Genomic DNA, 25,793 nt, shown 5'->3' with positions numbered 1-25,793 from the left:
GAACGACCAGACTTGCAAACATAGACTCGGGCTTTTCGCAAAAGTTCTCCCCCTCCAAGCAAGTTTCCTGCGGGCTCTGATTTGGCACGCACGAAAAGCGCAGCGCGGGAAACCCAGGCTGCGCGAATAATCTTGTCATCGGATTCGTCAGCAGGGACCTAACCGCAAGTCCCGCACCGAAACCGACACTGTCCCTTGTTCCAGGCAACCGTCTATTGATCTTGAGCCTTTGGCAAAAGTTCCATATTTATAGCCGCCTGAAACCAACATTGTGCAACCGTGAAACGAAAAAGACTGTTAAATCCACGATACAGTCGCCTTGTCGCCAACACAGTCAAAAAAACTTCCGACGAAGAGTCCAGTCTTTTCCGTCACAGTAGTTTCACAATGCCATGTGGGCCCGGCTATTGTGCCGCTCCCCCCCTCTATATACTAGTGGGCTGTGTGGCTGTCCTGACTCGCCGATCCAGCTGTCTTGCGCCACCCCCGACCCGGGTCGCTTTGAGCGGAATCCTGAAATGAGCCAACAGTTTCAACACGATGTTCTGGTAATTGGCAGCGGTGCTGCCGGCTTGAGTCTTGCGCTGACCTTGCCCGGTCATTTGCGCATCGCCGTATTGAGTAAAGGCGACCTCGCCAATGGCTCGACCTTCTGGGCCCAGGGCGGTGTCGCCGCCGTCCTGGATGACACCGATACTGTCGAGTCCCACGTCGACGATACCCTCAACGCCGGGGGTGGCCTGTGCCATGAAGACGCCGTGCGCTTTACCGTCGAGCACAGCAGAGAAGCGATTCAATGGCTGATCGACCAAGGCGTACCCTTTACCCGTGACGAACAGTCCGGCACCGAAGACGGCGGTTTCGAGTTTCACCTGACCCGCGAAGGCGGTCACAGCCATCGACGCATCATCCACGCCGCCGATGCGACAGGTGCGGCGATCTTCAGAACCCTGCTCGACCAGGCCATACAGCGGCCCAACATCGAGCTGCTGGAACAGCGGGTCGCAATCGATCTGATCACCGAAAAGCGCCTGGGCCTTGAAGGCGACCGCTGCCTCGGTGCCTACGTCCTCAACCGCAGCACGGGTGAAGTCGACACTTACGGTGCGCGCTTCGTGATCCTTGCGTCGGGCGGCGCGGCGAAGGTCTACCTCTATACCAGCAACCCTGATGGCGCCTGCGGTGATGGCATCGCCATGGCCTGGCGTTCGGGCTGCCGGGTGGCGAACCTGGAGTTCAACCAGTTCCACCCGACCTGCCTTTATCACCCGCAAGCCAAGAGTTTCCTGATCACCGAAGCCCTGCGCGGCGAAGGCGGACACTTGAAGCTGCCTAACGGCGAACGCTTCATGCAGCGCTTCGATCCACGGGCCGAACTGGCACCACGGGACATCGTCGCCCGCGCCATCGACCATGAGATGAAGCGCCTGGGTATCGACTGCGTTTACCTGGACATCAGCCACAAGCCTGAAGACTTCATCAAGACGCACTTCCCGACGGTCTATGAACGCTGCCTGGAATTCTCGATCGACATCACCAAACAACCGATTCCGGTGGTGCCGGCGGCGCACTACACCTGCGGCGGCGTGATGGTCGATCAGCGGGGCCGCACCGACGTGCCGGGCCTGTATGCGATTGGTGAAACCAGCTTCACCGGCCTGCATGGCGCCAACCGCATGGCCAGCAACTCGCTGCTGGAATGTTTCGTTTATGCCCGTTCGGCGGCGACGGACATTCTTGAGCAGTTGCCAGAGGTGTCGATTCCGACCGCCCTGCCCGTCTGGGATGCCAGCCAGGTCACCGACTCCGACGAAGACGTGATCATCGCGCACAACTGGGACGAACTGCGGCGATTCATGTGGGACTATGTGGGCATCGTGCGCACCAACAAGCGCCTGCAACGCGCCCAGCACCGAGTGCAGTTATTGCTGGACGAAATCGACGAGTTCTACAGCAACTATAAAGTGAGCCGAGACCTGATCGAGCTGAGGAACCTGGCTCAGGTAGCAGACCTGATGATCCGGTCGGCCATGGAACGCAAGGAAAGTCGCGGCCTGCATTACACCCTCGACTACCCGAACCTGCTGCCGGTCGCCCTGGACACTATTCTGGTGCCGCCCACCTACGCCGACTGAACTTGAGCCGAACCCGCAGGCGTCGGTGCACATCCGCCGCCTGCGAATCCCGCGGCACGCATATCGCCCTGACACCTCGCTCGCCCCGCAGGCGAAAGCGCAGCACCACAACCAACGGCAGCGCCAGGCTGTCCGGCCGTAGCTGTACGGGTTGCCAACCTTGCGCCTGACTCCACAACTGCCAGCCATCGGCATCGCGACGCAAGCCGCGAAAAGCCTGTGGGTGTGTCAGCAGAATCTGTCGCGGCAATACCCACATGCTGTGAGCCACGCACAACGCTACGCCGAGCAGGTTGGCCCAGAGCGGTATCGAGAGAAGAAACAGCGAACCCAACGCGAACAGCTGGGCGAGAAGATAGGCCGCCAGCAACTGCCGTGAGGCATGCCAGCGGCATTCGAACGCGTTACTTGGGCTGGACACGATCCAGGATCATGCGAACCATGCGCTGCAGCTCCGGATCTTCCGATTCGGCGCGTTCCATGAACCAGCCGAACATGTCCTGATCCTCGCACTCCAGCAGGCGGACATACAGCGCGCGATCTACCTCGTTCAGATTCGCGTAAACCTCTTTCACGAACGGCACCAGAAGCACGTCAAGTTCCAGCATGCCGCGACGGCTGTGCCAAAAGAGGCGGTTCAGTTCAACGTTATCGACCATGGAGCGCTCCTCAAATAGGCCGCAAGTATACAGCCCCGAGGCGAGCCGAACAGTCGGCTTTGGTCGGCACTGACGATCCTTTGTGAACTACCCATTTCAAGGGCGCCCCCTTATGATGTCCCTCAGACTCTTTACCCTGCGATGACCCATGGCCGATTCTGCTTTTTTCTGCACCCTGTCTCACGAAGGCGTTCTCGCGGTACGCGGCTCGGATGCCAGCAAATTCCTGCAAGGCCAATTGACTTGCAACCTCAATTACCTGAGCGAAACCCAGGCCAGCCTTGGCGCGCGTTGCACGCAGAAAGGCCGGATGCAGTCGAGTTTCCGCATTCTGCTGGAAGGCGACGGTGTGCTCATGGCGATGGCCAGCGAGCTGCTGGAGCCGCAATTGGCGGACCTGAAAAAGTACGCGGTGTTCTCCAAATCGAAACTGACCGACGAAAGTGCCGGCTGGGTTCGTTTTGGCCTTGAGCATGGCGATGCGGCACTGGCCAGCCTGGGCCTGGCGCTACCGGTCGACACCGACAGCGTCGTGCGTAATGACGGCCTGATCGCCCTTCGCGTCTCGCCTGAGCGCGCTGAACTCTGGGTGAACGCCGATCAAGCCGACACCATCAAGGGCAAGCTGTCCGCCCTGCTGGCCGAAGGCGAACTGAATCAATGGCTGCTGGGCCAGATCCGCGCTGGGATCGGCCAGGTCATGCCCAGCACCCGCGAGCTGTTCATCCCGCAGATGCTCAATCTGCAAGCCGTCGGCGGCGTGAGCTTCAAGAAGGGTTGCTACACTGGCCAGGAAATCGTTGCGCGCATGCAATACCTGGGCAAACTCAAGCGTCGTCTGTATCGCTTGCAACTGGAAGGTAGTGAACTGCCTGAACCCGGCACGCCACTGTTCTCCCCGACTCACGGCAGTTCGATCGGTGAAGTGGTGATCGCTGCTCGCACCGATCAAAACATTGAACTCCTGGCCGTGCTGCAAGCCGAAGCTGCAGAAGATGGCAACCTGCACCTTGGCGCACTCGAAGGTCCGGGCCTGCATTTGCTCGACCTGCCTTACCAACTGGATCGTGATCGCGAAATCCAGCGTTAACAGCAGCACTTGTCGCAATACCCTAGAGAAAAGAAATGAGTGAGCTGGCGGATAAGGTCCAACAGGATTTGGTTGAGGCCATCGATAATGATGACCTGGTTCTGCCAACATTACCGGAAGTGGCCCTGCAGATTCGCAAGGCCGCCGAAGACCCGGAAATCAGTGTCAGTACCCTGAGCAAAGTGATCGGCCGTGACACCGCGCTGTCGGCGCGACTGATCAAAGTGGTCAATAGCCCGTTGCTGCGCGCGACCCAGGAAGTGACTGACTTGCACACGGCCATCACCCGGCTGGGCGTCAATTACAGCAGCAACCTGGCCATCGGCCTGGTGATGGAACAGATTTTCAATGCCCGTTCCGAAGTGGTGGAACAGAAAATGCGCGAGGTCTGGCGCAAAAGCCTGGAAATCGCCGGCGTCAGCTATGCGTTGTGCCGCAGCTACACACAACTCAAGCCTGATCAAGCGGCGCTCGGCGGGCTGGTGCATCAGATTGGCGTGCTGCCGATCCTGACCTACGCCGAAGATCACTATGAATTGCTGTCAGACCCGGTCAGCCTCAACCATGTGATCGAGCGCATCCATCCGCTGCTCGGCGATAAATTGCTCAGGGTCTGGGATTTTCCGGAAATGCTGGTGCAATTGCCGGGGCTGTATCTGGATTTCAAGCGGCAATCGGCGCGGGTCGACTATGTCGATCTGGTGCAAGTGGCCAGCCTGTATTGCCACAAGGACACCGATCATCCCCTGGCCCGTATCGACCCGTTCAGTGTGCCAGCCTTCAAGAAGCTGGGAATCGATCCGGAGAACGAAGCAATGTGCAAGGATCTGGAAGAGTCGCGGTCGATGTTTTACTGATTTCTGTGGCGAGGGAGCTTGCTCCCTCACCACAACAAGCCTCTCTCCACAGGTGTGAGTGTGTTCACTCCCCCGCAATAAAACTTACCCGCACTTTCAGCCCCGCCAACTCGCCATCGTGCAGGCTGATCTGCGCCAGATGGGCGCGGCAGATCTCGCCGACAATCGCCAGCCCCAATCCCGATCCCGCCACCTGCTGGTTGCGCCGGTAAAAGCGCTCGAACACCCGTTCCCGCTCTTCAAGGGGAATTCCCGGACCATCGTCCTCGACCTCCAGCACCGCCGGCGCCGTGACCCGCAGAATCACATTGCCGCCCGGTGGCGTGTGGGCCAGTGCGTTGTCCACCAGATTGCTCAACAGCTCGTTCAGCAGCGTCGGCTCACCACGCATCCACACCGGCTCGTCAGCTTCCAGCGCCAGTGCCACGCCACGTGCATGGGCCAGCGGCGCCATGGCCATGCCCAGTTCACGGGCCAATTGACTGAGATCGAGCAACTGCGCACCGCCCTCGGCGATGGCCCGGGCGCCATTCTCGACCCGTGCCAGCGAGAGCAATTGATTGGCCAGATGGGTCAGGCGATCCGTACCCTGGGCGGCCGTTTCCAGGGTGCTGCGCCAGATTTCGGGTTCGTTCGAGCGCAAGCCCAGTTCGAGGCGAGCCTTGAGCGCCGCCAGCGGCGTGCGCAGTTCATGGGCGGCATCGGCGATGAATTGCGCCTGGCGCTCGAACTGCCCGCGCAACCGCTCGGTAAAGTGATTGAGCGCACGCACCAGCGGCCCCAGCTCGTGCTGCACTTCCACCAGCGGCAAGGGGCGCAAGTCATCGGGTTGACGCTCTTCCACCGCGGTACGCAAGCGCTCCAGTGGACGCAGCGCCGCACTGACCGCAAACCACACCAGCAACAACGCACCGATCGCCAGCATGCCCAGCCGCAACAAGGTGTCAGCCATCAGGCTGCGCGCCATGCGGACCCGCGCCTCATCGGTTTCCGCCACGCGGATCTCCGCCATGCCGTTCATGTTCGGTTCGCTGACCGCTTTGAGCAGGCTGACCACCCGCACGTTCTGCCCTTGATAAGTGGCATTGTAGAAACGCGCCAGCGCCGGATAGTCATCGGTGCGCGGCGTTCCCGGTGGAGGTGGCGGCAGGTTTTCGTAGCCCGAAATCAGCTTCTGATTGATGTCGTTGACCAGGTAAAAAATCCGCCCGGCGCTGTCGTAGGCGAACGTGTCGAGGGCCACGTAAGGCACGTTGGCGCTGAGGCTGCCGTCGCGCTGGGACAGGCCGGCGGCGATGGTCCGCGCCGAGGCCAGCAAGGTCCGGTCATACGCGGTGTCGGCGGCTTCGCGACCGTTCCAATACGCACTCAAACCACTGGCGAGCATCAACACCACCAGCAGCAGCGCGAGGTTCCACAGCAACCGCCAACGCAGGCTGCTGAGCTTATGCATCGCGGCTTTCCAGCAAATAGCCAAGGCCACGGAAGGTCACGATGGCCACCGGTTGGCCGTCGAGTTTTTTGCGCAAGCGGTGGACGTAGATCTCGATGGCATCGGGACTGGCCTCCTCATCCAGGCCGAAGACCTGAGCCGCCAATTGCTCCTTGCTCATCACCCGGCCGGGACGGGCGATCAGGGCTTCGAGCACTGCCTGCTCGCGGGAGGTCAGGGTCAGCAATTCTTCGCCGAGGGTGAAGCGCCGGGTGTCCAGATCGTAAGCCAGCACGCCACAGCGCTGCTGGCGTTCACCGCCGAGCACACTGCGGCGCAGCAAGGCTTTGACCCGGGCTTCGAGTTCGGTCAGTTCGAAAGGTTTGGCCAGATAATCGTCAGCCCCCAGGTTCAGGCCATGGACCCGATCCTTGACGTCGCTGCGGGCGGTCAACATCAGCACCGGCAGGTTCTTGCCCCGGGCCCGCAAGCGCGCCAGCACTTCGAAACCGTCCATGCGCGGCAGGCCGACATCGAGGATCGCCATGGCGTATTCCTCGCTGCTCAAGGCCAGGTCGGCCGCCACACCGTCGTGCAGCACATCCACGGTCAGCCCGGTGCTCTTGAGCGCCTGAGCGACACTTTCGGCAAGCTGCAGATGGTCTTCGACGAGCAGAACACGCATGGATCTTTACCTCATTCAGGGATGGTCGACGCCATTCTTTGGCGCGGAGTTTACAGCCGCATCCGTCGCTGTGAAGCCCGAAAACCGTGAAAGTCAGCTGAAAGGTTAGCGAAAGGTTGGCCGGTTAGAGTCCCGCTACGGACAGCTTTCACTGCCGTAGTCAGAGCACATAGCGATACGAAAAACGCCCCGAAGCGTTTTCGCCAATAAGAATAATAAACGGAGTATGTCACCATGCTGTCCATGCAGCTTCAGGCTCGCCCGCCTGTTCGTTTTTCCCGCCTCAACCACACCGCCCTTGTCAGCGCCGCCGCCCTCGCCGGCTTTTCGCCGTTGAGCCAGGCTGCCTTCTTCGAAGACAGTAAGGCAACCTTCGAAACCCGCAACATGTATTTCAACCGCGACTTTCGCGATGGCACCAGCGCCCAGCAATCCAAGCGGGACGAATGGGCCCAGGGGTTCATGCTCAATCTGCAATCGGGTTACACCGACGGCACCGTGGGGTTTGGTGTCGATACGCTGGGCATGCTGGGGGTAAAACTCGATTCGAGTCCGGACCGCACCGGTACCGGCCTGCTGCCAACCCATGACGACGGGCGCGCGGCGAACGAGTATTCCAAGCTCGGCCTGACCGGCAAAGTGAAGATCTCCGCCACGGAACTGAAAATCGGCAGCCTGATTCCGGAACTGCCGATCCTCAAGCCCAACGACGGCCGCATTCTGCCGCAGACCTTTGAAGGCGGGATGCTGACCTCCAAAGAGATCAAGAACCTGACCTTCACCGGCGGGCGTCTGGAGAAAGCCAAGGACCGCGACAGCACCGACTTCGAAGACATCGCCCTCAACAACAAGAACAGCCGCTTCGCCGGCACCGTGGCAGGCAAGCATTTTGACTTTGGCGGCGTGGACTACAAGTTCACCGACAAGATCACCGGCAGCTACCACTTCGCTCAACTCGATGAAGTCTACAACCAGCACTTCCTCGGTGTTGTCGCTTCGCAACCGTTCGGCCCCGGCACTTTCGGTACCGACCTGCGGTTTGCCATCAGTGACGATGAGGGCGCGGCCCGTGGCGGCAAGATCGACAACAAATCCCTGAACGGGCTGGTGAGCTACGCCTTGAGCGGGCATAAACTCAGCGCCGGCTATCAGCGCATGTCCGGTGACAGCGCCTTCCCCTACGTCGATGGCAGCGATCCGTACCTGGTCAACTTCGTGCAGATCAATGACTTTGCCGGCGCCGAAGAACACTCCTGGCAGGCACGTTACGACTATGATTTCGCCAAACTCGGCGTTCCCGGCCTGAGCTTCATGAGCCGTTACGTGAGCGGCGACAACATCAAGCTCAAGAACGGCGATGAAGGCAAAGAGTGGGAACGCAACACCGAGATCAAATACGTCGTACAAAGCGGCGCCCTCAAGGACGTTGCCGTACGCCTGCGCAATGCCACCTACCGTTCCAACTACTCCGCTCGCGATGCCGATGAAGTGCGTCTGCTGGTGAGCTATAGCGTTGCCCTTTGGTAATTCAGTACGTCCATAACAAAAACTCTTAAGGAGACTTGAATGAACCTGTCACTGCGAAAAGTTGCTCTGGCCACCGGCATCATGCTGTTCGCCGGCCAATTGCTGGCCGAACCCAAACGCCCGGAATGCATCGCCCCGGCCTCGCCGGGCGGCGGTTTCGACCTCACCTGCAAACTGGCGCAAAGCGCGCTGGTCAACGAAAAACTGCTGACCAAACCAATGCGCGTGACCTACATGCCCGGCGGTGTCGGCGCGGTGGCGTACAACGCTGTGGTCGCTCAGCGCCCGGCCGATGCCGGTACGCTGGTGGCCTGGTCCAGCGGTTCGCTGCTGAACCTGGCGCAAGGCAAATTCGGGCGTTTCGATGAAAGCGCCGTGCGCTGGTTGGCGGCCGTTGGCACCAGTTATGGCGCCATCGCGGTGAAAAGCGATTCGCCCTACAAGACCCTGGACGATCTGGTCAAAGCCCTGAAGAAAGACCCAAGCTCGGTGGTGATCGGTTCCGGCGGCACCGTCGGCAGCCAGGACTGGATGCAAACCGCCCTGATCGCCAAAGCGGCCGGGATCAACCCGCGCGACCTGCGTTACGTCGCCCTCGAAGGCGGCGGTGAAATCGCCACCGCCCTGCTCGGCGGCCACATCCAGGTTGGCAGCACCGACATCTCCGACTCCATGCCACACATCCTGAGCGGTGACATGCGTCTGCTGGCGGTGTTCTCCGAGAAGCGTCTGGACGAGCCGGAAATGAAAGACATTCCGACCGCTAAAGAGCAAGGCTACAACATCGTCTGGCCGGTGGTTCGCGGCTTCTACCTCGGGCCAAAAGTCAGCGACGAAGACTACGCCTGGTGGAAAAACGCCTTCGACAAACTGCTGGCCTCCGAGGATTTCGCCAAGCTGCGCGATCAGCGTGAACTGTTCCCGTTCGCCATGACCGGCCCGGAGCTCGACACCTACGTGAAGAAGCAGGTCGCGGACTACAAAGTGCTGGCCAAAGAGTTCGGCCTGATCCAGTGATCGCCTCTGTCTAGCGGCTGCGGCCCCGGTTCTCGGGGTCGTGGCCCAGGAGTTCCCCATGCTCATACAACGCATTTTTGCTTCGGTGCTGTTGCTGGCCTGTGTCGGCCTGGCGCTGATGGCGTGGCCGTATCAAGCGGCTTTTTCCTACGAACCGGTCGGGCCTCGCGCCTTCCCCCTGCTGATGCTCGGCCTGATGGGCCTGGCTTTGCTGTACATGGTGTTTCGGCCGGCGCCGATCGTGCACAGCGATGACGACCCGAAACTGGACCGCGAAACCCTGATCAAGATCGGCATCTGCGTGGCGCTGTTGCTGGTGTTCGCAGGGGCCTTCGAACCCCTTGGTTTCATCGTCGCCAGCATTCTGATCGGGGTCCCGATGGCACGCCTGTATGGCGGCCGCTGGCTGCCCAGCGCGGTGATCATCAGCCTGATGGCCATCGGTCTTTATCTGCTGTTCGACAAGTTGATGGACGTGCCACTGCCGTTGGGCGTGCTCGACGTTCTGGAGAACTGATATGGATACTCTTGGCTATTTGGGTCAGGGCTTCGGCGTTGCGCTGAGCCCGTACAACCTGGTGACCGCACTGTGCGGCACCTTGATCGGGACCGTCGTCGGGCTGCTGCCGGGGCTGGGGCCGATCAACGGCGTGGCGTTGCTGATTCCGATCGCGTTCGCCCTCGGCCTGCCACCGGAGTCGGCGTTGATCCTGCTGGCGGCGGTGTACCTGGGTTGCGAATACGGCGGCCGGATCAGCTCCATCCTGCTGAACATTCCGGGCGAAGCCTCCACCGTCATGACCACCCTCGACGGTTACCCGATGGCCCGCAAGGGTCTGGCCGGTGTAGCGCTGTCGCTGTCGGCGTGGAGTTCGTTCATCGGTGCCTTCATCGCGACTTGCGGCATGGTGCTGTTCGCCCCGCTGCTGGCGAAATGGGCGATTGCCTTCGGACCGGCGGAGTATTTCGTACTGATGGTGTTTGCGATTGTCTGTCTCGGCGGCATGGCCGGCGACCGACCGCTGAAGACCTTCATTGCAGCGCTGATCGGTCTGTTTCTGTCGAGCGTCGGCATCGATGCCAACAGCGGCGTATACCGCTTCACCGGGGATAACATTCATCTGACAGACGGCATTCAGTTCGTCGTGCTGGTATTGGGCCTGTTCTCCATCAGCGAAATCCTCTTGCTGCTGGAAAAAACCCACCGTGGCCAGGAAGCGGTGAAAGCCACCGGGCGCATGATGTTCAACTTCAAGGAAGCTTCGGCGGTGTTCGTGGTGAACGTCCGTTGCGGTTTGCTGGGCTTCATCATGGGCGTGTTGCCGGGTGCCGGCGCGACGCTGGCCAGCGCGGTGGCCTACATGACCGAGAAACGTATCGCCGGTGCCAAGGGCACTTTCGGCCAAGGCGACATGCGTGGCCTCGCGGCTCCGGAAACCGCCATCGGTGGCGCAGCCTGCGGTGCCCTGGTGCCGATGCTGACCCTCGGTGTTCCAGGCTCGGGTACCACGGCGGTGATGATCGGCGCACTGTCGCTGTACAACATCACCCCGGGCCCGCTGTTATTCCAGCAGCAGCCAGACATCGTCTGGGGCCTGATCGCGTCGTTGTTCGTCGCCAACGTGATGCTGGTGATCCTCAACATCCCGATGATCCGCATCTTCACCCGCATCCTCGCCGTGCCGAACTGGGCACTGGTGCCGGTGATCGCGATCATCACCGGGATCGGCGTCTACGCCGTACACGCCACCACCTTCGACCTGTTCCTGATGATCGGCATCGGCATCTTCGGCTACATCCTGCGCAAGCTGGACTTCCCGTTGTCGCCGGTACTGCTGGGCTTCATCCTCGGTGGCCTGATGGAACAGAACCTGCGTCGCGCGCTGTCGATTTCCAACGGTGCACTGGAAATCCTCTGGTCGAGCCCGATCACGTTCGGTTGCTGGGTGCTGACTGCCATCATGTTGCTGATGCCGCTGCTGCGCATCTGGCGCAAACGTTCGGTCGCCCGGCGCGCTATCGCCGATGCCTGATCGAACACCCTTCAAAGCCTGGTGGGGAACACCGCTGGTCGGTCTGCTGGGCGGTTACCTCGCCAGCCAGATCGGCTGGCCTCTACCGTGGATGGTCGGCTCGTTACTGGCGATCATCCTCGTGCGCTGCCTGACACCCTGGCAACTGGCGGAAATCCCTGGCGGGCGCAAGTGCGGCCAGTGGGTTGTCGGCATCGGCATCGGCCTGCACTTCACCCCGGTGGTGATGGAGCAGGTGCTGAGCCACTTCGGTCTGATCTTCTTCGGTGCGTTGGTCACCAGCCTGTCCGCGGTGGTCGGGGTCTGGTTGATGCGGCGTACCGGCGAAGATCGCGCCACGGCGTTCTTTTCCAGCATGCCCGGTGGCTCCGGGGAGATGGTCAACCTCGGCGCCCGCAATGGCGCGGTGCTCAGCCGTGTCGCGGCGGGACAAAGCTTGCGGGTGCTGGTGGTGGTGCTGTGTGTGCCAGCGGCGTTCAAGTATCTGTTGGGCGATGGTGCGCCGGCCTTGCATGCAGCGACCGTCAACTGGTGGTGGCTGGCCCTTCTGTTCCCGGCGGGCGCCCTGGCCGCCTGGATCTGGGAGCGCCTGCGGCAACCCAACCCCTGGCTGTTCGGGCCGTTGCTGGTGAGTGCGGCAGTGAGCATTGGTTGGGACCTGCACATCGGCCTGCCCAACGGCGGCAGTCAGATCGGCCAGTGGCTGATCGGCAGCGGGTTGGGCTGCCACTTCAATCGACAGTTCTTCCGACGGGCACCGTCCTTCATGGGCCGGACCCTGATCGGCACGGTCTTGACCATGTTGATCGCCACGCTGGCGGCACTGGGGTTGAGTGTATTGACCCATCTGGATCTGCGTTCGCTGACGCTGGGCATGATGCCCGGCGGGATTGCCGAGATGAGTTTGACGGCTGAAACCCTGCAACTATCGGTACCGCTGGTGACGGCGATGCAGGTGATGCGGCTGTTGTTCGTGTTGTTTTTAGCGGAGCCGTTGTTCAGGTATTGGAACCGGGAGCCGGATTCCGTCTGATATGAGCCCCCTCGCCACACTCTTCACACTCTTCACACTCTTCACACTCTTCACACCGGCGGCAACCGCCACTCGATCGGCGTCTCGCCATTCTGTTCCAGAAACTTGTTCGCCCGACTGAAATGCCCGCACCCGAGGAAGCCGCGATAAGCCGACAGCGGTGACGGGTGAACCGACGTCAATACCAAATGCTTGGTAGCGTCGATGAGTTTCTGCTTGCTCTGGGCATGCGCGCCCCACAGTAAAAACACCAGATGCGGCTGGCGCTCGCTGACCACTTCGATAATCCGGTCGGTAAAGTGCTGCCAGCCCTTGCCCGCGTGGGCGTTGGCATTCGCCCGCTCCACGGTCATGGTGGTATTGAGCATCAACACGCCCTGCTCCGCCCAACTCTGCAGGTAGCCATGGTTGGGGATGTCGATGTTCAGGTCGCGTTTCAACTCTTTATAGATGTTCACCAGCGACGGCGGCGCCGGTACACCCGGTTGCACCGAGAAGCACAGCCCATGGGCCTGGCCCGGGCCGTGGTATGGATCCTGCCCGAGGATGACCACCTTGACCTTGTCCAGCGGCGTGGAGTTGAGCGCGTTGAAAATCAACGGTCCCGGCGGATAGATCTCCTTGCCCGCCGCGCGCTCCTGTTGCAGGAATGTGCGCAACTCTGCCATGTAAGGCTGGTCGAATTCGGCACGCAGGGCCTCCTTCCAGCTCGGTTCGAGTTTGATACGGTCGTCAGCAGTCATGGTTACATCCGGCAAAAACAATGGGGCGAACCCTAGGAAAGCCCATCACGCTTGTCAATTGATCTGACGCAGATCCGGCATTTTCCTATAGAGCGATCATACTGAACGCTCAAATTCCCGATCGAGGTCATGATGAATCTGCACTTCGAAGAACTCACCGGCACCGACGGCGCACGCATCGGCATCGCCAGCCTGGATGCCGAAAAGTCCCTCAACGCCCTCTCCTTGCCGATGATCAACGCCTTGCGCGATCAACTGGACGCCTGGGCCAAGGAACCACAGATCGTTTGTGTACTGCTGCGCGGCAATGGCGACAAGGCCTTTTGCGCCGGCGGTGAAGTGCGCAGTCTGGTGGAAGCGTGTCGCGCCCATCCCGGAGAAGTACCGCCCTTGGCTGCGCACTTCTTCGCGGCAGAATATCGCCTCGACTTCAAGTTGCACACCTACCCGAAACCGTTGATCTGCTGGGGTCATGGTTACGTGTTGGGTGGCGGCATGGGGCTGCTGCAAGGGGCGAGCATTCGGGTTGTCACGCCGAGCAGCCGATTGGCGATGCCGGAGATCAGTATCGGTTTGTACCCGGACGTCGGCGCCAGCTGGTTTCTGTCGCGGTTGCCCGGCAAGCTCGGGTTGTTTCTCGGCTTGACCGGCGCCCGGATGAACGGTCGCGATGCAATCGATCTGGACCTCGCGGACCGCTTTTTGCTCGATCAACAACAGCCGGAGCTGATCGAAGGTTTGCTGCAATTGAACTGGCAGGAACAGACCGCCATGCAGCTCAACAGTCTGCTCAAGGCCTTGCAACAAGAAGCGCTCGTAAAAATGCCCGAAGCGCAGTGGCTGCCGCGACGCCAGCAGATCGACGAGTTGCTGGATGTCAGCGACGTTCGTTGTGCCTGGAAGGCCATCAGTGCGCTACGCGTTCATAAAGACCCGCTGCTCAGTCGTGCGGCCTGCACCATGATTGAAGGCTCGCCCCTGACCGCTCATCTGGTGTGGGAACAGATCGCCCGCGCCCGGCACCTGTCGCTGGCTCAAGTCTTTCAGATGGAATACACCATGAGCCTCAATTGCTGCCGTCATCCGGAATTCAGCGAGGGCGTGCGCGCGCGGTTGATCGACAAGGACCAGAAACCTCACTGGCACTGGCCGGATATCAACACGGTGCCGGAGGCGGCGGTGGAAGCGCATTTTCACAAGGTCTGGGAAGGTCGGCATCCGTTGGCCGATCTGTCGGAATACTGAAATCCGGGCACAAAAAAGCGGCGCTTCATGCGCCGCTTTCTATTGAGGAGTTAGCGACGGCCGCCTCGACCATCATTATCGCCATGATCGCCTCTTCCGCCATGGTGATCCCGTCCACTGTGGCCCCGGGAATCGTCGTTCCAGTTGCCGCGACTACGACCATCCCAACCGTCGCGACGACCATCCCAACCACCGCGGTCATGACGGTCCCATCCGCGATTCTGGTTGCCGCGGTAGTCGTAATAGCGCGGTGCCGGTTGATAAACCCGCGGCTGGTAGTAATAACGTGGCGATGGCTGGTAATACCGTGCAGGCGGCGAGTAATACCTGCGCGGAGCTGTGTAGTAACCACCATCGGAGTAATACGGCGCTGGGGACGTGTAGACATCCGAGCGGTAGTAGCTGTCGCCATCGGAATAGGGCACGCACGCACCAAGAAACAATCCCGATAGAACGATCAGCAGAATATGGCGGAGCTGTTTTCGACAGAGCATAGCGGCCTCCTGGACCGCGAGTGAGCCACGCCAGCGACGCTGGCAGGCGACAGTCAATTGTTCGGCGACTGTCGAAAGATCAGACAGTGAAATCGGGATCTGGTGCGTTTCTGTAACACGCCGAAACAAGTAGCCGATGAAAGGTTTTTCATCCTGCGCAAAAGAAAACGGCGCCTGCGTAAGCCGCAGGCGCCGTTGTGCTCATGAGCCGTTTAGCGATGCCCGCGATCGTGATCACCATGGTAATAGCGAGGCCCACTGAAATAGTAGTAACGATAACCCCCGTAAAAGCGTGGGCCGCCGTAGTAGTAAGGTGAGTAGTAATAGCCGGGGTAGTAATAAGGTGCCGGATAAACATCGGCGCCCCCTACATAGTAGTAACACCCGGACAGACCCAAACCAAAAAACACACTGAGCAGTATTTGGCGGAGCTTTTTCTGACAGAACATGGAGGCCTCCTGAAAGACCTGCAACGGCAGTCGAGTCACACCTGTTTTGACTTTAAAACAGGCACCGAGTGCCTGATCGCATCGACCTTCAGATCAGCGGCTAGCTGTCCTTCTACGGTGCATACCCATGCGCTGCGCACCATGACAAGGCAAAGCGCCCCTCCCCTGTTTGTCTCGCCCTCCCTTCCATGCCCCCAGCCAGAGCGCTCAAGTCAACTTGGCACGGCTCTCGCTTAACCAAAGACGTGCAGGAGTCATCACAGGTTCGCGGCACCACAATTTGCAATGGCTGACTAGGGTTCCGGCTCGCAATCGCGAGTGACTGGTCCGAGAGTTGGCGACCTCCAGTTGAGGTTACACGGCGGGACAAAAGCCCGGGAGACAAGCCACCGTTCGCGGTGCCGCTGCCTTCCTGTCCGCCCTTGATCAACTGGAGAACCATCCCATGTCCCGACTTCGTTTACCCGCCCTGCTCGCCGCTGCTTTTGCAGCCCTCGTGAGCGTCTCGTCCCACGCCGCACAGAAAGACCATTTCAGCGTCTGCTGGACGATTTATGCCGGCTGGATGCCCTGGGAATATGCCGGCAGCCAGGGCATCGTCGACAAATGGGCGAAAAAGTACGGCATCAAGATCGATGTGGTGCAGCTCAACGACTACGTCGAATCCATCAACCAATACACCGCCGGCCAGTTCGACGGCTGCACCATGACCAACATGGACGCGCTGACCATTCCGGCTGCCGGTGGCGTCGACAGTACGGCGCTGATCGTCAGCGACTTCTCCAACGGCAACGACGGCATCGTGCTCAAAGGCGAAGGCAAGAAAGTCGCTGACCTCAAAGGCATGGACGTCAATCTGGTGGAGCTGTCCGTGTCCCACTATCTATTGGCCCGTGCTCTGGATTCGGTAGACCTCACCGAGAAGGACCTGAAAGTGGTCAACACCTCCGACGCCGACATCTCCGCCGCCTTCAACACCGAGCAGGTCAACGCTGTCACCACCTGGAACCCGATGCTCTCGGACATCAAGGCCAAGCCTGCGGTAACTGAAGTGTTCAATTCCAGCCAGATCCCCGGCGAAATCATGGACATGATGGTGGTCAACAGCGCCACCCTCAAAGACAACCCGGCCCTGGGCAAAGCCCTGACCGGCGCCTGGTTCGAAGTGGTCGCGTTGATGAACGCGAAAAACGCCACCAGCCAGGCCGCCCTCGAACACATGGCCAAAGCTTCGGGCACCGACCTGGCCGGTTTCCAGGCGCAACTAGACACCACCAAACTGTTCGCCACGCCCAAAGAAGCCCTGGCGTTCTCCACCAGCAAGCAACTGCCCGACACCATGCGCAAGGTCGCCGAGTTCTCGTTCCAGCACGGCTTGCTGGGTGAAGGCGCCAAGGACACCAGCGCCATCGGCATGGCCTTCGCCAATGGCGTGACCAGCGGCGATAAAGGCAACCTCAAGCTGCGCTTCGATCCGACTTACGTGCAGATGGCCGCCGACGCCAAGCTGTAAGACAGGAGGAGCTGGCCATGCGCCTGATCAATCGCCACCCGGATCGCCCGAGTCGCCTGCTGTTGGTGATCCTGCCGTTCGCCCTGGTGCTGTTCGCCTACTTCATGGGCTCGGCCGAACGGCTGATGGACAACCCCAACGACAAACTGCTGCCCAGTGCCGTGCAGATGACCGACGCGGTGAAACGCCTGGCCTTCACCGCCGACGCCCGCACTGGTGAATACCTGCTCTGGCAAGACACCGCCTCCAGCCTGCGGCGGTTGACCATCGGCCTCGGCATCAGTGCGTTGGCCGGGCTGTGCCTGGGCATCGCCGCCGGTACGCTACCGCTGTTTGGCACACCGTTATCGCCCGTGCTGACAGTGCTGTCGATGGTGCCGCCGCTGGCGATCCTGCCGATTCTGTTCATCGTGTTCGGGTTGGGGGAGTTGTCGAAAGTGATGCTGATCGTGATCGGCATCACCCCATGCCTGGCCCGTGATCTGGAACAGCGCGCTCGGGAAATTCCGCTGGAATTGCTGATCAAGGCGCAGACCCTCGGTGCTTCAACCTGGACTCTGATGCTGCGCGTGGTGCTGCCGCAATTGCTGCCGCGCCTGCTGATCTCGTTGCGACTGATGCTCGGCTCGGCGTGGTTGTTTTTGATCGCCGCCGAAGCCATCGCCTCCACGGACGGTTTGGGTTACCGGATCTTCCTGGTGCGCCGCTACCTGGCGATGGACGTGATTCTGCCCTACGTGGCGTGGATCACCCTGCTCGCCTGGCTGATGGACTGGGGCCTCAAACGCCTGACCCAACGGGCCTTTCCCTGGCACCAAGGTGCCTCCAAATGAGTTATGAAGAGGCGCGGGCATGAGCTTCATCACAGTGAAAAACGTCTGGCAGCAATACGCCGATCAGGTGGTGCTTGAAGGGCTGAACCTGAGCGTCAACGAAGGTGAGTTCTGCACCTTGGTCGGCGCGTCGGGTTGCGGCAAATCGACCTTCCTGCGGCTATTGCTCGGCCAGGAACGCGCCAGTCGTGGCGAGATTCTGTTGGACGGTCAGGCATTGGCTGGCGAACCGGATTCGAGCCGTGGCGTGGTGTTCCAGCGCTATTCGGTGTTCCCGCACCTGACCGTGCTGGACAACGTCGCCCTCGGCCTCGAACTGCCGCGCTCGCCTTTACTGGGGCGGTTGTTCGGCAGCGCTAAAAAAGAGGCACACGAACACGCCTCAGTGTTGCTGCACAAAGTCGGCCTCGGCCATTCGCTGGACAAGTATCCGGCGCAACTCTCCGGTGGCATGCAGCAACGGCTGGCGATTGCCCAGGCATTGATCATGAAGCCGCGGGTCTTGCTCCTCGACGAACCGTTCGGCGCCCTCGATCCGGGCATCCGCAAAGACATGCACAGCCTGCTGCTGGAGCTGTGGCGCGAGACGCAACTGACGGTGTTCATGGTCACCCACGACCTGTCCGAAGGTTTCAGTCTCGGCACCCGTTTGCTGGTGTTCGACAAGGTCCGCGTCGACCCGCACGCCCCCGGCGCCTATGGCGCACGCATCACCTACGACATCCCTTTGAACAGCGACCGCCGCGCCAACCGCGCCGCCGTCGACGCCCTGCCAGCTCAGTTGGCAGGCACGCTTCGTATCGCTTAGAGGAATCTGCACATGACTGATTCGACCCAACTGTTCCCGCCGTTCGCCGAAGAAATGCTCCCCGGCGGCGGCCATCGTTCATTCGTCCTGAAACGCGACCAGTTGCTGCGCCTGACCGACCTGCGCGGCGGTGCCAACGTCAGCCTGACGTTGCTCAACGCCAACGAAAAAACCGAACGCCTGAATCTGCCCGACAGCCTCAAATGCCAACACACCGCCAAGCTCACCAGCGGCCATTGCCTGTACTCGGACATGGGCCGCGTGCTGGCGGCCATCACCGCCGACACCTGTGGCTGGAGCGACAGCCTCGGCGGCGTGCTCTGCGCTGAAGAAGTCGCACAAAAATATGGCCAGGGCCGCTATCAAGAGCTGCGCAACGGTTTCTTCCGCAACGGCACCGACAACTTGTTGGTGGAGCTGGGCAAGTGGGGACTGGGCCTGTCCGACCTGCTGATGACGCTCAACCTGTTCAGCCGGGTGAACGTCGATGAGGCTGGCCGCCTCCACTTCGTCGAAGGCAATTCCAAGGCCGGTGATTACATCGAGTTGTACGCGCCGATGGACACCCTGGTGGTGCTCACTGCCTTGCAACACCCGATGGATCCGTCGCCGGAATACGCACCGAAACCGCTGAAGCTGAGCTGGATGAACGCCGATGCCAGCGTCGCCGAACACTGCCGCACCTCGCGCCCGGAAAACGAGCGCGGCTTCATCAACACCGACCGTCTGTTCGCCTGAGGATCGCTGCCATGTCACTCGCTATCGCCACCGCTCACAAGCAACCAGAAACAGCGGTCTACCGCGCCACCATCCCGGCCGGCGAACCCTGGTTGATGGAGGTCAAGGCCGGCCAGACCCTGCGTATCCTCGACCTGGAAGGCAATCAGGCGGTCGACACCTTGTTCTACAGCCTCGCCAATCCCAAGGAGCGCTATGACGTGCAACGCACGTTGCGTCGGCAGAACAGCGTCTACCTGAGCACCGGCAGCGTGCTCTATTCCAACCTCGGCAAGCCAATGCTGACCATCGTCGAAGACACCTGCGGGCGTCACGACACCCTCGGCGGTGCCTGCGCGCAAGAGAGCAACACCGTGCGTTACGCCCTGGAAAAACGCTACATGCACAGCTGCCGCGACAACTACCTGCGCGCCTGCGCCCACGACGGGCGCCTGGGTAAGGGCGACATCGGGCCGAACATCAATTTCTTCATGAATGTGCCGGTGACGGCCGATGGCGGGCTGACGTTTGAAGACGGGATTTCAGCGCCCGGCAAATACGTCGACCTGCGCGCCGAGATGGACGTGATCGTGTTGATCTCCAACTGCCCGCAACTGAACAACCCGTGCAACGCCTACAACCCCACGCCTGCGGAGCTTTTGGTATGGAACTGAAACTTGCGCGTTTGCGGCGGTGGTTATTTGCCCTGTGTCAGGCCCGCTCCGGCCAGTGCCTCAAACAACGCTGATCCCTGTGGCGAGGGAGCTTGCTCCCGCTGGGTCGCGAAGCGGCCCCAAACCCTGCTATCGCGCTATGTCTGACGGACCACAGCAGCAGGTTTTGCGACTGCTGCGCAGCCGAGCGGGAGCAAGCTCCCTCGCCACAAAAAAGCGTGAATTTTGTTCATCCGGGACGGCCCGGGTGCATCTCGAAAAACTGCGGGACGGCCCGCATCCCAGGTCGAGGCTGATGCGCTATCGCCTCCAGGGGTTATGCCATGTTCGAAAAAGTCCTCATCGCCAACCGTGGCGCCATTGCCTGCCGCATCCTGCGGACCCTGCGAGAGTTGCAGGTCAAGGGCGTCGCCGTTTACTCCGAAGCCGACGCCGCCAGCCTGCATATCCTGCACGCCGATGAAGCTCACAGCCTGGGTGAAGGCGCCGCGGTCGGCACTTACCTTGCCGTGGACAAAATCCTCGCCATCGCCAAATCCGCCGGCGCTACGGCGATCCATCCCGGCTACGGATTCCTCTCGGAAAACGCCGCGTTCGCCGAGGCCTGCGAAGCAGCCGATATCGCCTTCATCGGCCCCACGCCAGAGCAACTGCGCGTGTTTGGCCTCAAACACACCGCCCGCGCCCTGGCCAAACAACACGGCGTGCCGATGCTCGAAGGCACCGAGCTGCTCGACAGCCTTGACGCGGCATTGATCGCCGGCGAACAGGTCGGCTACCCGGTGATGCTCAAAAGCACCGCCGGCGGTGGCGGCATCGGTATGCGCGTGTGCCGCAGCGCCGCCGAATTGGGCGAATCCTTCGAAGCGGTCAAACGCCTCGGGCAGAACAACTTCAGCGACGCCGGTGTGTTCATCGAGAAGTACATCCAGCGCGCGCGACATCTGGAAGTGCAGGTGTTCGGCGACGGCCAGGGCGAGGTGATTGCCCTCGGCGTGCGCGACTGTTCGGTGCAGCGGCGCAACCAGAAAGTCCTTGAAGAAACCCCGGCACCCAACCTGCCCGACGGCATGGCCGAAGCGCTCTGCCTTGCCGCGATCAAACTCGCCAAGGCAGTGAATTACCGCAGCGCCGGCACCGTGGAGTTCGTCTTCGACAGTGACGCCCAGCGTTTCTATTTTCTTGAAGTGAACACCCGTTTGCAGGTGGAGCACGGTGTCACCGAGCAAGTGTGGGGCGTGGATCTGGTGCGCTGGATGGTGGAACTGGCGGCCGGAGATTTACCGCCATTGAACGCATTGAGCCAAGGCTTGAAAACCAACGGCCACGCGATCCAGGCAAGGCTCTACGCCGAAGATCCGGGGCGCGATTTTCAACCGAGCCCCGGCCTGCTGACGGCGGTAAGTTTCCCCGTCGCCGATGGCAAACACCTGCGCATCGACACGTGGGTCGAGGCCGGTTGCGAGATCCCGCCGTACTTCGACCCGATGATTGCCAAGGTCATCCGCTGGGCGCCGACTCGCGAAGAAGCCCGCGCTGACCTGCTCCAAACCTTGGGCGACAGCCTGTTGTACGGCGTGGAAACTAACCGCGATTACCTGCGACAGATTCTGCTCGATGCGCCCTTTGCCAGCGGCCAGCCATGGACCCGTTGTCTGGAAGCGCTGGTCTACCAGGCCAACACCTTCGAGGTGATCAGCGCCGGCACCCAGACCAGCGTTCAGGACTATCCGGGGCGTCTTGGTTACTGGGCGGTGGGCGTGCCGCCGTCGGGGCCGATGGACAGTCGTGCATTGCGTTTGGGTAATCTTTTACTGGGTAACGATGAAGGCGCAGCGGCCCTGGAAATCACCATGAGCGGGCCGATGCTGCGCTTCAATTGTGATGCGGTTGTGGCAGTGACCGGTGCGCAGATTCCATTGACGCTGAACGGCGAAGCGGCACCGATGAACACTGCGCTGCTGATTCCGGCCGGGGCCACAGTGCATCTCGGCACAATCGCCGGTGCAGGCGCTCGCAGCTATCTGTGCCTGCGCGGCGGCCTGCAAGTACCGGATTACCTGGGCAGCAAAAGTACCTTCACCCTCGGTCAGTTCGGTGGCCATGGCGGTCGTGCGTTGCGTGCCGGGGACGTGTTGCATGTGCCAGCCTTGATCGACCGTAGCGCGGGTGTCCAATTGCCTGATGAGCAGGTCACCGAGTTGCCGGCCGTGCGGCAAATTCGGGTGATCTACGGCCCCCATGGCGCGCCGGAATACTTCACCGAACACTACATCGGCACCTTCTTCGCCACTCAATGGGAAGTGCATTTCAACTCCAGCCGCACCGGTGTGCGGCTGATCGGGCCGAAGCCGGAATGGGTACGGGCCGACGGTGGCGAAGCCGGGTTGCATCCCTCGAATATTCACGACAATCCGTACGCCATTGGCGCGGTGGATTTCACCGGTGATATGCCGGTAATCCTCGGTCCAGATGGTCCGAGCCTCGGTGGGTTCGTCTGCCCGGTGACGGTGATCGAAGCGGATCTTTGGCAGCTCGGGCAGCTCAAGGCTGGAGACAAGGTGCAGTTCCAACCAGTCGATCTCGAGACCGCCCGTAACCTCGCCTTGAAATGGGATTCCTGTGGGAGCTGGCTTGCCTGCGATGAGGCCCGATCAGACACCGCATCAACTTCATCGCAGGCAAGCCAGCTCCCACAGGGGGTTGTGTCGCCTGTGATGCTGGATATCGGCCAGGGAGATACACGGTTGGTCGCCCGGTTGTCGGGGGATACTCACCTGTTACTGGAAATCGGCGCACCGGAACTGGACCTGGTACTGCGCTTCCGCGCCCACGCGCTGATGCAGGCATTGGAAAGCAAACAGCTGCACGGGGTGATCGACCTGACGCCGGGCATCCGTTCGCTGCAAGTGCATTACCAACCGGAGCAACTGCCGCTCGCCGATCTGCTGGGCATCGTCGCCGGTGAGTGGGACGCCGTGTGCGCCGCCAAAGACTTGCAGGTTCCCTCGCGCATCGTGCACCTGCCGCTGTCCTGGGATGACCCGGCTTGCCAGTTGGCCATCGAGAAATACATGACCACCGTGCGCAAGGACGCCCCATGGTGCCCGAGCAATCTGGAGTTCATCCGGCGCATCAACGACCTGCCGAACCTCGACGAAGTGCAGCGCACGGTGTTCGACGCCCGCTATCTGGTGATGGGGCTGGGCGATGTCTACCTCGGCGCTCCGGTCGCCACCCCGCTCGACCCACGGCATCGCCTGGTGACGACCAAGTACAACCCGGCCCGCACCTGGACCGCCGAAAACTCGGTGGGCATCGGTGGCGCCTATATGTGCGTATACGGCATGGAAGGCCCCGGTGGTTATCAATTCGTCGGCCGGACCTTGCAGATGTGGAATCGCTACCGTGAGGTCGCCGCGTTCGATGGCAAACCGTGGCTGCTACGGTTCTTCGATCAAATCCGCTTCTACCCGGTAAGCGCCGACGAACTGCTGCGCATTCGACGGGATTTCCCGCTCGGGCGCTTCGCTCTGAACATCGAGCACAGTCAGTTGAACCTGGCGGATTACCAGGCGTTTCTGGCGAAGGAAGCCAACAGCATTGCGGCGTTTCGGGATCAGCAAAAAGGTGCGTTCAACGCCGAGCGCGAGCGCTGGATTGCCAGCGGTCAGGCGCATTTCGACAGTGAAGAACCGGCGCCGCAAGTGACCGAAGAGGCACTGTTGGCCGACGGTCAGCAGAGCATCGACAGCCACATCGCCGGCAACCTCTGGCAGGTTCAGGTGGAGGTCGGCAGCCAAGTGGTCGCCGGAGATGTGCTAGTGATTCTGGAGTCGATGAAGATGGAAATCCCGCTGCTCGCGCCCATGGCCGGTGTGGTGCGCGAGATTCGTGTGCAACCGGGCTCGCCAGTGCGCGCCGGACAGCGCGTCGTGGTGCTGGAACTCGACTGAAGCCATTTCAACAAGGATCTGAACCATGAACATCAATCTGCAACTCGACGCCCTGCGCAACGCTTACCGTGACGGCCACATCACGCCTCGGCAACTGCTGCCGAGCCTGCGGGAAAAAGCCGCGGCGCTGAACCCGGACTATCACTTGTTCATCCATTTACTCAGCGCCGAGGAACTGGAACCGTACCTCGCCGCCCTCGATGGTCGTGACCCAGGCAGCCTGCCGCTGTACGGCGTGCCGTTCGCGATCAAGGACAATATCGATCTGGCGGGCATTCCGACCACCGCGGCGTGCCCGGCGTTTGCCTACGTGCCGGAGCGTTCGGCAACCATCGTCGAGCAACTGCTGGCGCTGGGCGCGATCCCGCTGGGCAAGACCAATCTCGACCAGTTCGCCACCGGCCTCAACGGCAGCCGCTCGCCGTATGGCGCTTGCCCGAACAGCGTGTTGCCGGAGTATCCGTCGGGCGGTTCCAGCGCCGGCTCTTCACTGGCGGTGGCGCTCGGCGTGGCGAGTTTTGCCCTGGGCACCGACACCGCAGGTTCCGGACGCGTACCGGCGGCGCTGAACAATCTGGTCGGTTTGAAAGCCACCAAAGGGCTGATCTCCACGGCCGGGGTGGTTCCGGCCTGTCGCACGCTCGATTGCGTCACGACCTTTACGGCCACGGCTCGGGAAGCCAGTCAGTTGTTGGCACTGACCGCTCATCTCGACCCACGGGATGAATACAGCCGCAGCAATCCGCTGTGGAATGACGGCTCGGCCTTCGGCACGCCGCGCGCGTTTCGTTTCGGTGTGCCCCGTGCGCAGGACCTGGCGTTCTTCGGCTGCCCTGAAGGCCCGTTGTTGTTTGGCGACGCCATCGACCAGCTTAAAGCCCTGGGCGGTGAAGCGGTCGAACTGGATTTGTCGCCCTTCCTTGAAGCGGCGCGGTTGCTCTACGAAGGACCATGGGTGGCTGAGCGTTACAGCGTGGCCGGCAAATTGATGGAGCAAAATCCTCAAGCCGTGTTGCCAGTGATTCGTGCCGTGCTGGCCAAGGCCCCGGCGGTGACCGGCGTGCAAACCTTCCGCGCCCACTACCGGCTGCAAGTCTTGAAGGCGCTGTGCGACAGAGCATTGGTGGGCCTCGACTGCGTGCTGACGCCAACCATTGGCCGTCCGGTGACATTGGCGGAACTTGCCGCCGAACCGGTACTGCGCAACTCGGAACTGGGCTACTACACCAACTTCATGAACCTGCTCGATTACGCTGCCGTCGCCGTGCCCAGCGGATTGATGGGCAATGGTTTGCCATGGGGAGTGACCTTGTTTGGTCGCGCGTTTACCGATCAGTATCTGTTGAGCGTGGCAGATGCCCTGCAACGTCAGCAGGGCCTGGCGTCACCCGCACCGGCCGCCATCGCGCACAATGACCGGGCACGACTGGTGGTCTGCGGCGCGCACCTGGAGGGGCTGGCGCTGAACTGGCAACTCAAACAGCGTGGAGCGCGGCTGGTAGAAACAACTCAGAGTTCTCCCGATTATCAGCTGTATGCCTTGGCCGGCGGCCCACCGTATCGCCCCGGCATGGTCCGCGTTAAAGAGGGCGGCGTGGCGATTGCGGTGGAAGTATGGGAATTGCCGAGCAGTGAGCTGGGGTCGTTCCTCACCGGGATTCCCGCTCCACTGGGATTGGGCAAGGTGCAACTGGCGGATGGGCGTTGGGAGAGCGGGTTTATCTGTGAGCCGTATGGGTTGGACGGGGCGGTGGAAATCAGTCATTTGGGCGGGTGGCGGGCGTATTTGAAAAGCCTGGGTTGATCGCCTGATCACCGGCAAGGCTCCTTCAGGAATGTGCGAGCGTTAGCTTGCACATGGCAGCTTGCGGGACGATCATGCGCAGCTCGGGC

At 61.2% G+C, this 25,793-nt stretch carries 23 protein-coding genes and 1 riboswitch; of the genes, 16 read left to right on the top strand and 7 right to left on the bottom strand.

The window, feature by feature from the left end:
• The first annotated feature begins 518 nt into the window (after nt 1-518).
• Nucleotides 519-2,135 carry an L-aspartate oxidase gene (gene nadB / locus ACEN8R_RS02470; protein ID WP_018926784.1) on the top strand — a complete coding sequence of 539 codons (1,617 nt, stop codon included), beginning with the start codon at nt 519-521 and terminating at the stop codon, nt 2,133-2,135.
• Here the strand turns inward: nadB and ACEN8R_RS02465 are convergent.
• Nucleotides 2,104-2,556 (bottom strand): protein YgfX, encoded by a 453-nt coding sequence (locus ACEN8R_RS02465; protein WP_064619733.1) that lies wholly within the window; start codon nt 2,554-2,556, stop codon nt 2,104-2,106. The two genes, nadB and ACEN8R_RS02465, sit on opposite strands and share 32 nt — an antisense overlap.
• Nucleotides 2,540-2,794 carry an FAD assembly factor SdhE gene (locus tag ACEN8R_RS02460; protein ID WP_007941436.1) on the bottom strand — a complete coding sequence of 85 codons (255 nt, stop codon included), beginning with the start codon at nt 2,792-2,794 and terminating at the stop codon, nt 2,540-2,542. Before ACEN8R_RS02460 ends, ACEN8R_RS02465 begins: the two co-directional genes overlap by 17 nt.
• Nucleotides 2,795-2,942: 148 nt before the next feature.
• Here ACEN8R_RS02460 and ygfZ point away from each other — a divergent pair, with 148 nt between their 5' ends.
• The gene (gene ygfZ, locus ACEN8R_RS02455) at nt 2,943-3,884 is read left to right on the top strand and encodes a CAF17-like 4Fe-4S cluster assembly/insertion protein YgfZ (RefSeq protein WP_495624559.1); all 942 of its coding nucleotides are present in this window, start codon (nt 2,943-2,945) and stop codon (nt 3,882-3,884) included.
• 35 nt (nt 3,885-3,919) lie between these two features.
• The gene (locus ACEN8R_RS02450; RefSeq protein WP_018926787.1) at nt 3,920-4,741 is read left to right on the top strand and encodes an HDOD domain-containing protein; all 822 of its coding nucleotides are present in this window, start codon (nt 3,920-3,922) and stop codon (nt 4,739-4,741) included.
• 64 nt (nt 4,742-4,805) lie between these two features.
• Here the strand turns inward: ACEN8R_RS02450 and ACEN8R_RS02445 are convergent, their stop codons facing one another.
• Both ACEN8R_RS02445 and ACEN8R_RS02440 read right to left on the bottom strand, forming a co-directional pair.
• Nucleotides 4,806-6,194, bottom strand: a complete 1,389-nt coding sequence (locus tag ACEN8R_RS02445; protein WP_086944830.1) for a sensor histidine kinase — start codon at nt 6,192-6,194, stop codon at nt 4,806-4,808.
• Nucleotides 6,187-6,858 carry a response regulator gene (locus ACEN8R_RS02440; RefSeq protein WP_007941432.1) on the bottom strand — a complete coding sequence of 224 codons (672 nt, stop codon included), beginning with the start codon at nt 6,856-6,858 and terminating at the stop codon, nt 6,187-6,189. Before ACEN8R_RS02440 ends, ACEN8R_RS02445 begins: the two co-directional genes overlap by 8 nt.
• A 234-nt stretch (nt 6,859-7,092) precedes the next feature.
• Between ACEN8R_RS02440 and ACEN8R_RS02435 the strand changes: the two genes are divergently transcribed.
• The 5 genes from ACEN8R_RS02435 to ACEN8R_RS02415 are packed head-to-tail and all read left to right on the top strand — an operon-like array spanning nt 7,093 to nt 12,468.
• Complete coding sequence (locus tag ACEN8R_RS02435) at nt 7,093-8,385, top strand: OprD family porin (protein WP_495624558.1); 1,293 nt, start codon at nt 7,093-7,095, stop codon at nt 8,383-8,385.
• Nucleotides 8,386-8,424: 39 nt separating this feature from the next.
• Entirely contained in the window at nt 8,425-9,402 is a 978-nt protein-coding gene (locus ACEN8R_RS02430) for a Bug family tripartite tricarboxylate transporter substrate binding protein (RefSeq protein WP_018926791.1), read from the top strand.
• A 58-nt stretch (nt 9,403-9,460) separates the two neighbouring features.
• On the top strand, nt 9,461-9,919 hold the full coding sequence (locus tag ACEN8R_RS02425; protein ID WP_018926792.1) for a tripartite tricarboxylate transporter TctB family protein: 459 nt from the start codon (nt 9,461-9,463) through the stop codon (nt 9,917-9,919).
• 1 nt (nt 9,920) lies between these two features.
• A complete protein-coding gene (locus ACEN8R_RS02420; protein ID WP_064619745.1) occupies nt 9,921-11,435 on the top strand; it encodes a tripartite tricarboxylate transporter permease in 1,515 nt (504 codons plus the stop codon).
• On the top strand, nt 11,428-12,468 hold the full coding sequence (locus tag ACEN8R_RS02415) for an AbrB family transcriptional regulator (RefSeq protein ID WP_018926794.1): 1,041 nt from the start codon (nt 11,428-11,430) through the stop codon (nt 12,466-12,468). Before ACEN8R_RS02420 ends, ACEN8R_RS02415 begins: the two co-directional genes overlap by 8 nt.
• Before the next feature lie 50 nt (nt 12,469-12,518).
• Here the strand turns inward: ACEN8R_RS02415 and ung are convergent, their stop codons facing one another.
• Nucleotides 12,519-13,211: a uracil-DNA glycosylase gene (ung, locus tag ACEN8R_RS02410; protein ID WP_018926795.1), complete on the bottom strand. Its 693-nt coding sequence runs from the start codon at nt 13,209-13,211 to the stop codon at nt 12,519-12,521.
• Between the two features lie 132 nt (nt 13,212-13,343).
• On the opposite strand from ung, the gene dspII reads away from it, so the two are divergent.
• Nucleotides 13,344-14,456, top strand: coding sequence for an enoyl-CoA hydratase/isomerase DspII (dspII, locus tag ACEN8R_RS02405; protein WP_495624557.1), 1,113 nt, complete (start codon nt 13,344-13,346; stop codon nt 14,454-14,456).
• A 50-nt stretch (nt 14,457-14,506) separates the two neighbouring features.
• Here the strand turns inward: dspII and ACEN8R_RS02400 are convergent, their stop codons facing one another.
• Nucleotides 14,507-14,950: a hypothetical protein gene (locus tag ACEN8R_RS02400; RefSeq protein WP_081626522.1), complete on the bottom strand. Its 444-nt coding sequence runs from the start codon at nt 14,948-14,950 to the stop codon at nt 14,507-14,509.
• A 212-nt stretch (nt 14,951-15,162) separates the two neighbouring features.
• A complete protein-coding gene (locus tag ACEN8R_RS02395) occupies nt 15,163-15,399 on the bottom strand; it encodes a hypothetical protein (RefSeq protein ID WP_018926798.1) in 237 nt (78 codons plus the stop codon).
• A 282-nt stretch (nt 15,400-15,681) separates the two neighbouring features.
• A riboswitch (guanidine-I (ykkC/yxkD leader) is annotated at nt 15,682-15,782 on the top strand.
• A gap of 62 nt (nt 15,783-15,844) precedes the next feature.
• Between ACEN8R_RS02395 and ACEN8R_RS02390 the strand changes: the two genes are divergently transcribed.
• From ACEN8R_RS02390 to atzF, 7 genes are all read left to right on the top strand, one after another.
• Entirely contained in the window at nt 15,845-16,912 is a 1,068-nt protein-coding gene (locus ACEN8R_RS02390) for a putative urea ABC transporter substrate-binding protein (RefSeq protein ID WP_064619754.1), read from the top strand.
• Between the two features lie 17 nt (nt 16,913-16,929).
• Nucleotides 16,930-17,745 carry an ABC transporter permease gene (locus tag ACEN8R_RS02385; RefSeq protein WP_495624556.1) on the top strand — a complete coding sequence of 272 codons (816 nt, stop codon included), beginning with the start codon at nt 16,930-16,932 and terminating at the stop codon, nt 17,743-17,745.
• Between the two features lie 19 nt (nt 17,746-17,764).
• Complete coding sequence (locus ACEN8R_RS02380) at nt 17,765-18,553, top strand: ABC transporter ATP-binding protein (protein WP_477743387.1); 789 nt, start codon at nt 17,765-17,767, stop codon at nt 18,551-18,553.
• A 12-nt stretch (nt 18,554-18,565) separates the two neighbouring features.
• The gene (locus tag ACEN8R_RS02375; protein ID WP_495624555.1) at nt 18,566-19,291 is read left to right on the top strand and encodes an urea amidolyase associated protein UAAP1; all 726 of its coding nucleotides are present in this window, start codon (nt 18,566-18,568) and stop codon (nt 19,289-19,291) included.
• 11 nt (nt 19,292-19,302) lie between these two features.
• Nucleotides 19,303-19,944: an urea amidolyase associated protein UAAP2 gene (locus ACEN8R_RS02370; RefSeq protein WP_138866194.1), complete on the top strand. Its 642-nt coding sequence runs from the start codon at nt 19,303-19,305 to the stop codon at nt 19,942-19,944.
• Nucleotides 19,945-20,267: 323 nt separating this feature from the next.
• Nucleotides 20,268-23,900 carry an urea carboxylase gene (uca, locus tag ACEN8R_RS02365; protein ID WP_018926804.1) on the top strand — a complete coding sequence of 1,211 codons (3,633 nt, stop codon included), beginning with the start codon at nt 20,268-20,270 and terminating at the stop codon, nt 23,898-23,900.
• A 25-nt stretch (nt 23,901-23,925) separates the two neighbouring features.
• Nucleotides 23,926-25,704 (top strand): allophanate hydrolase, encoded by a 1,779-nt coding sequence (gene atzF / locus ACEN8R_RS02360; protein WP_018926805.1) that lies wholly within the window; start codon nt 23,926-23,928, stop codon nt 25,702-25,704.
• Nucleotides 25,705-25,793 lie beyond the last annotated feature (89 nt).

The sequence above is a fragment of the Pseudomonas sp. Pseusp15 genome (assembly GCF_059492165.1).
Note: the sequence above shows the minus strand (reverse complement) of the source record. Positions and strands in the feature narration are given on the sequence as shown.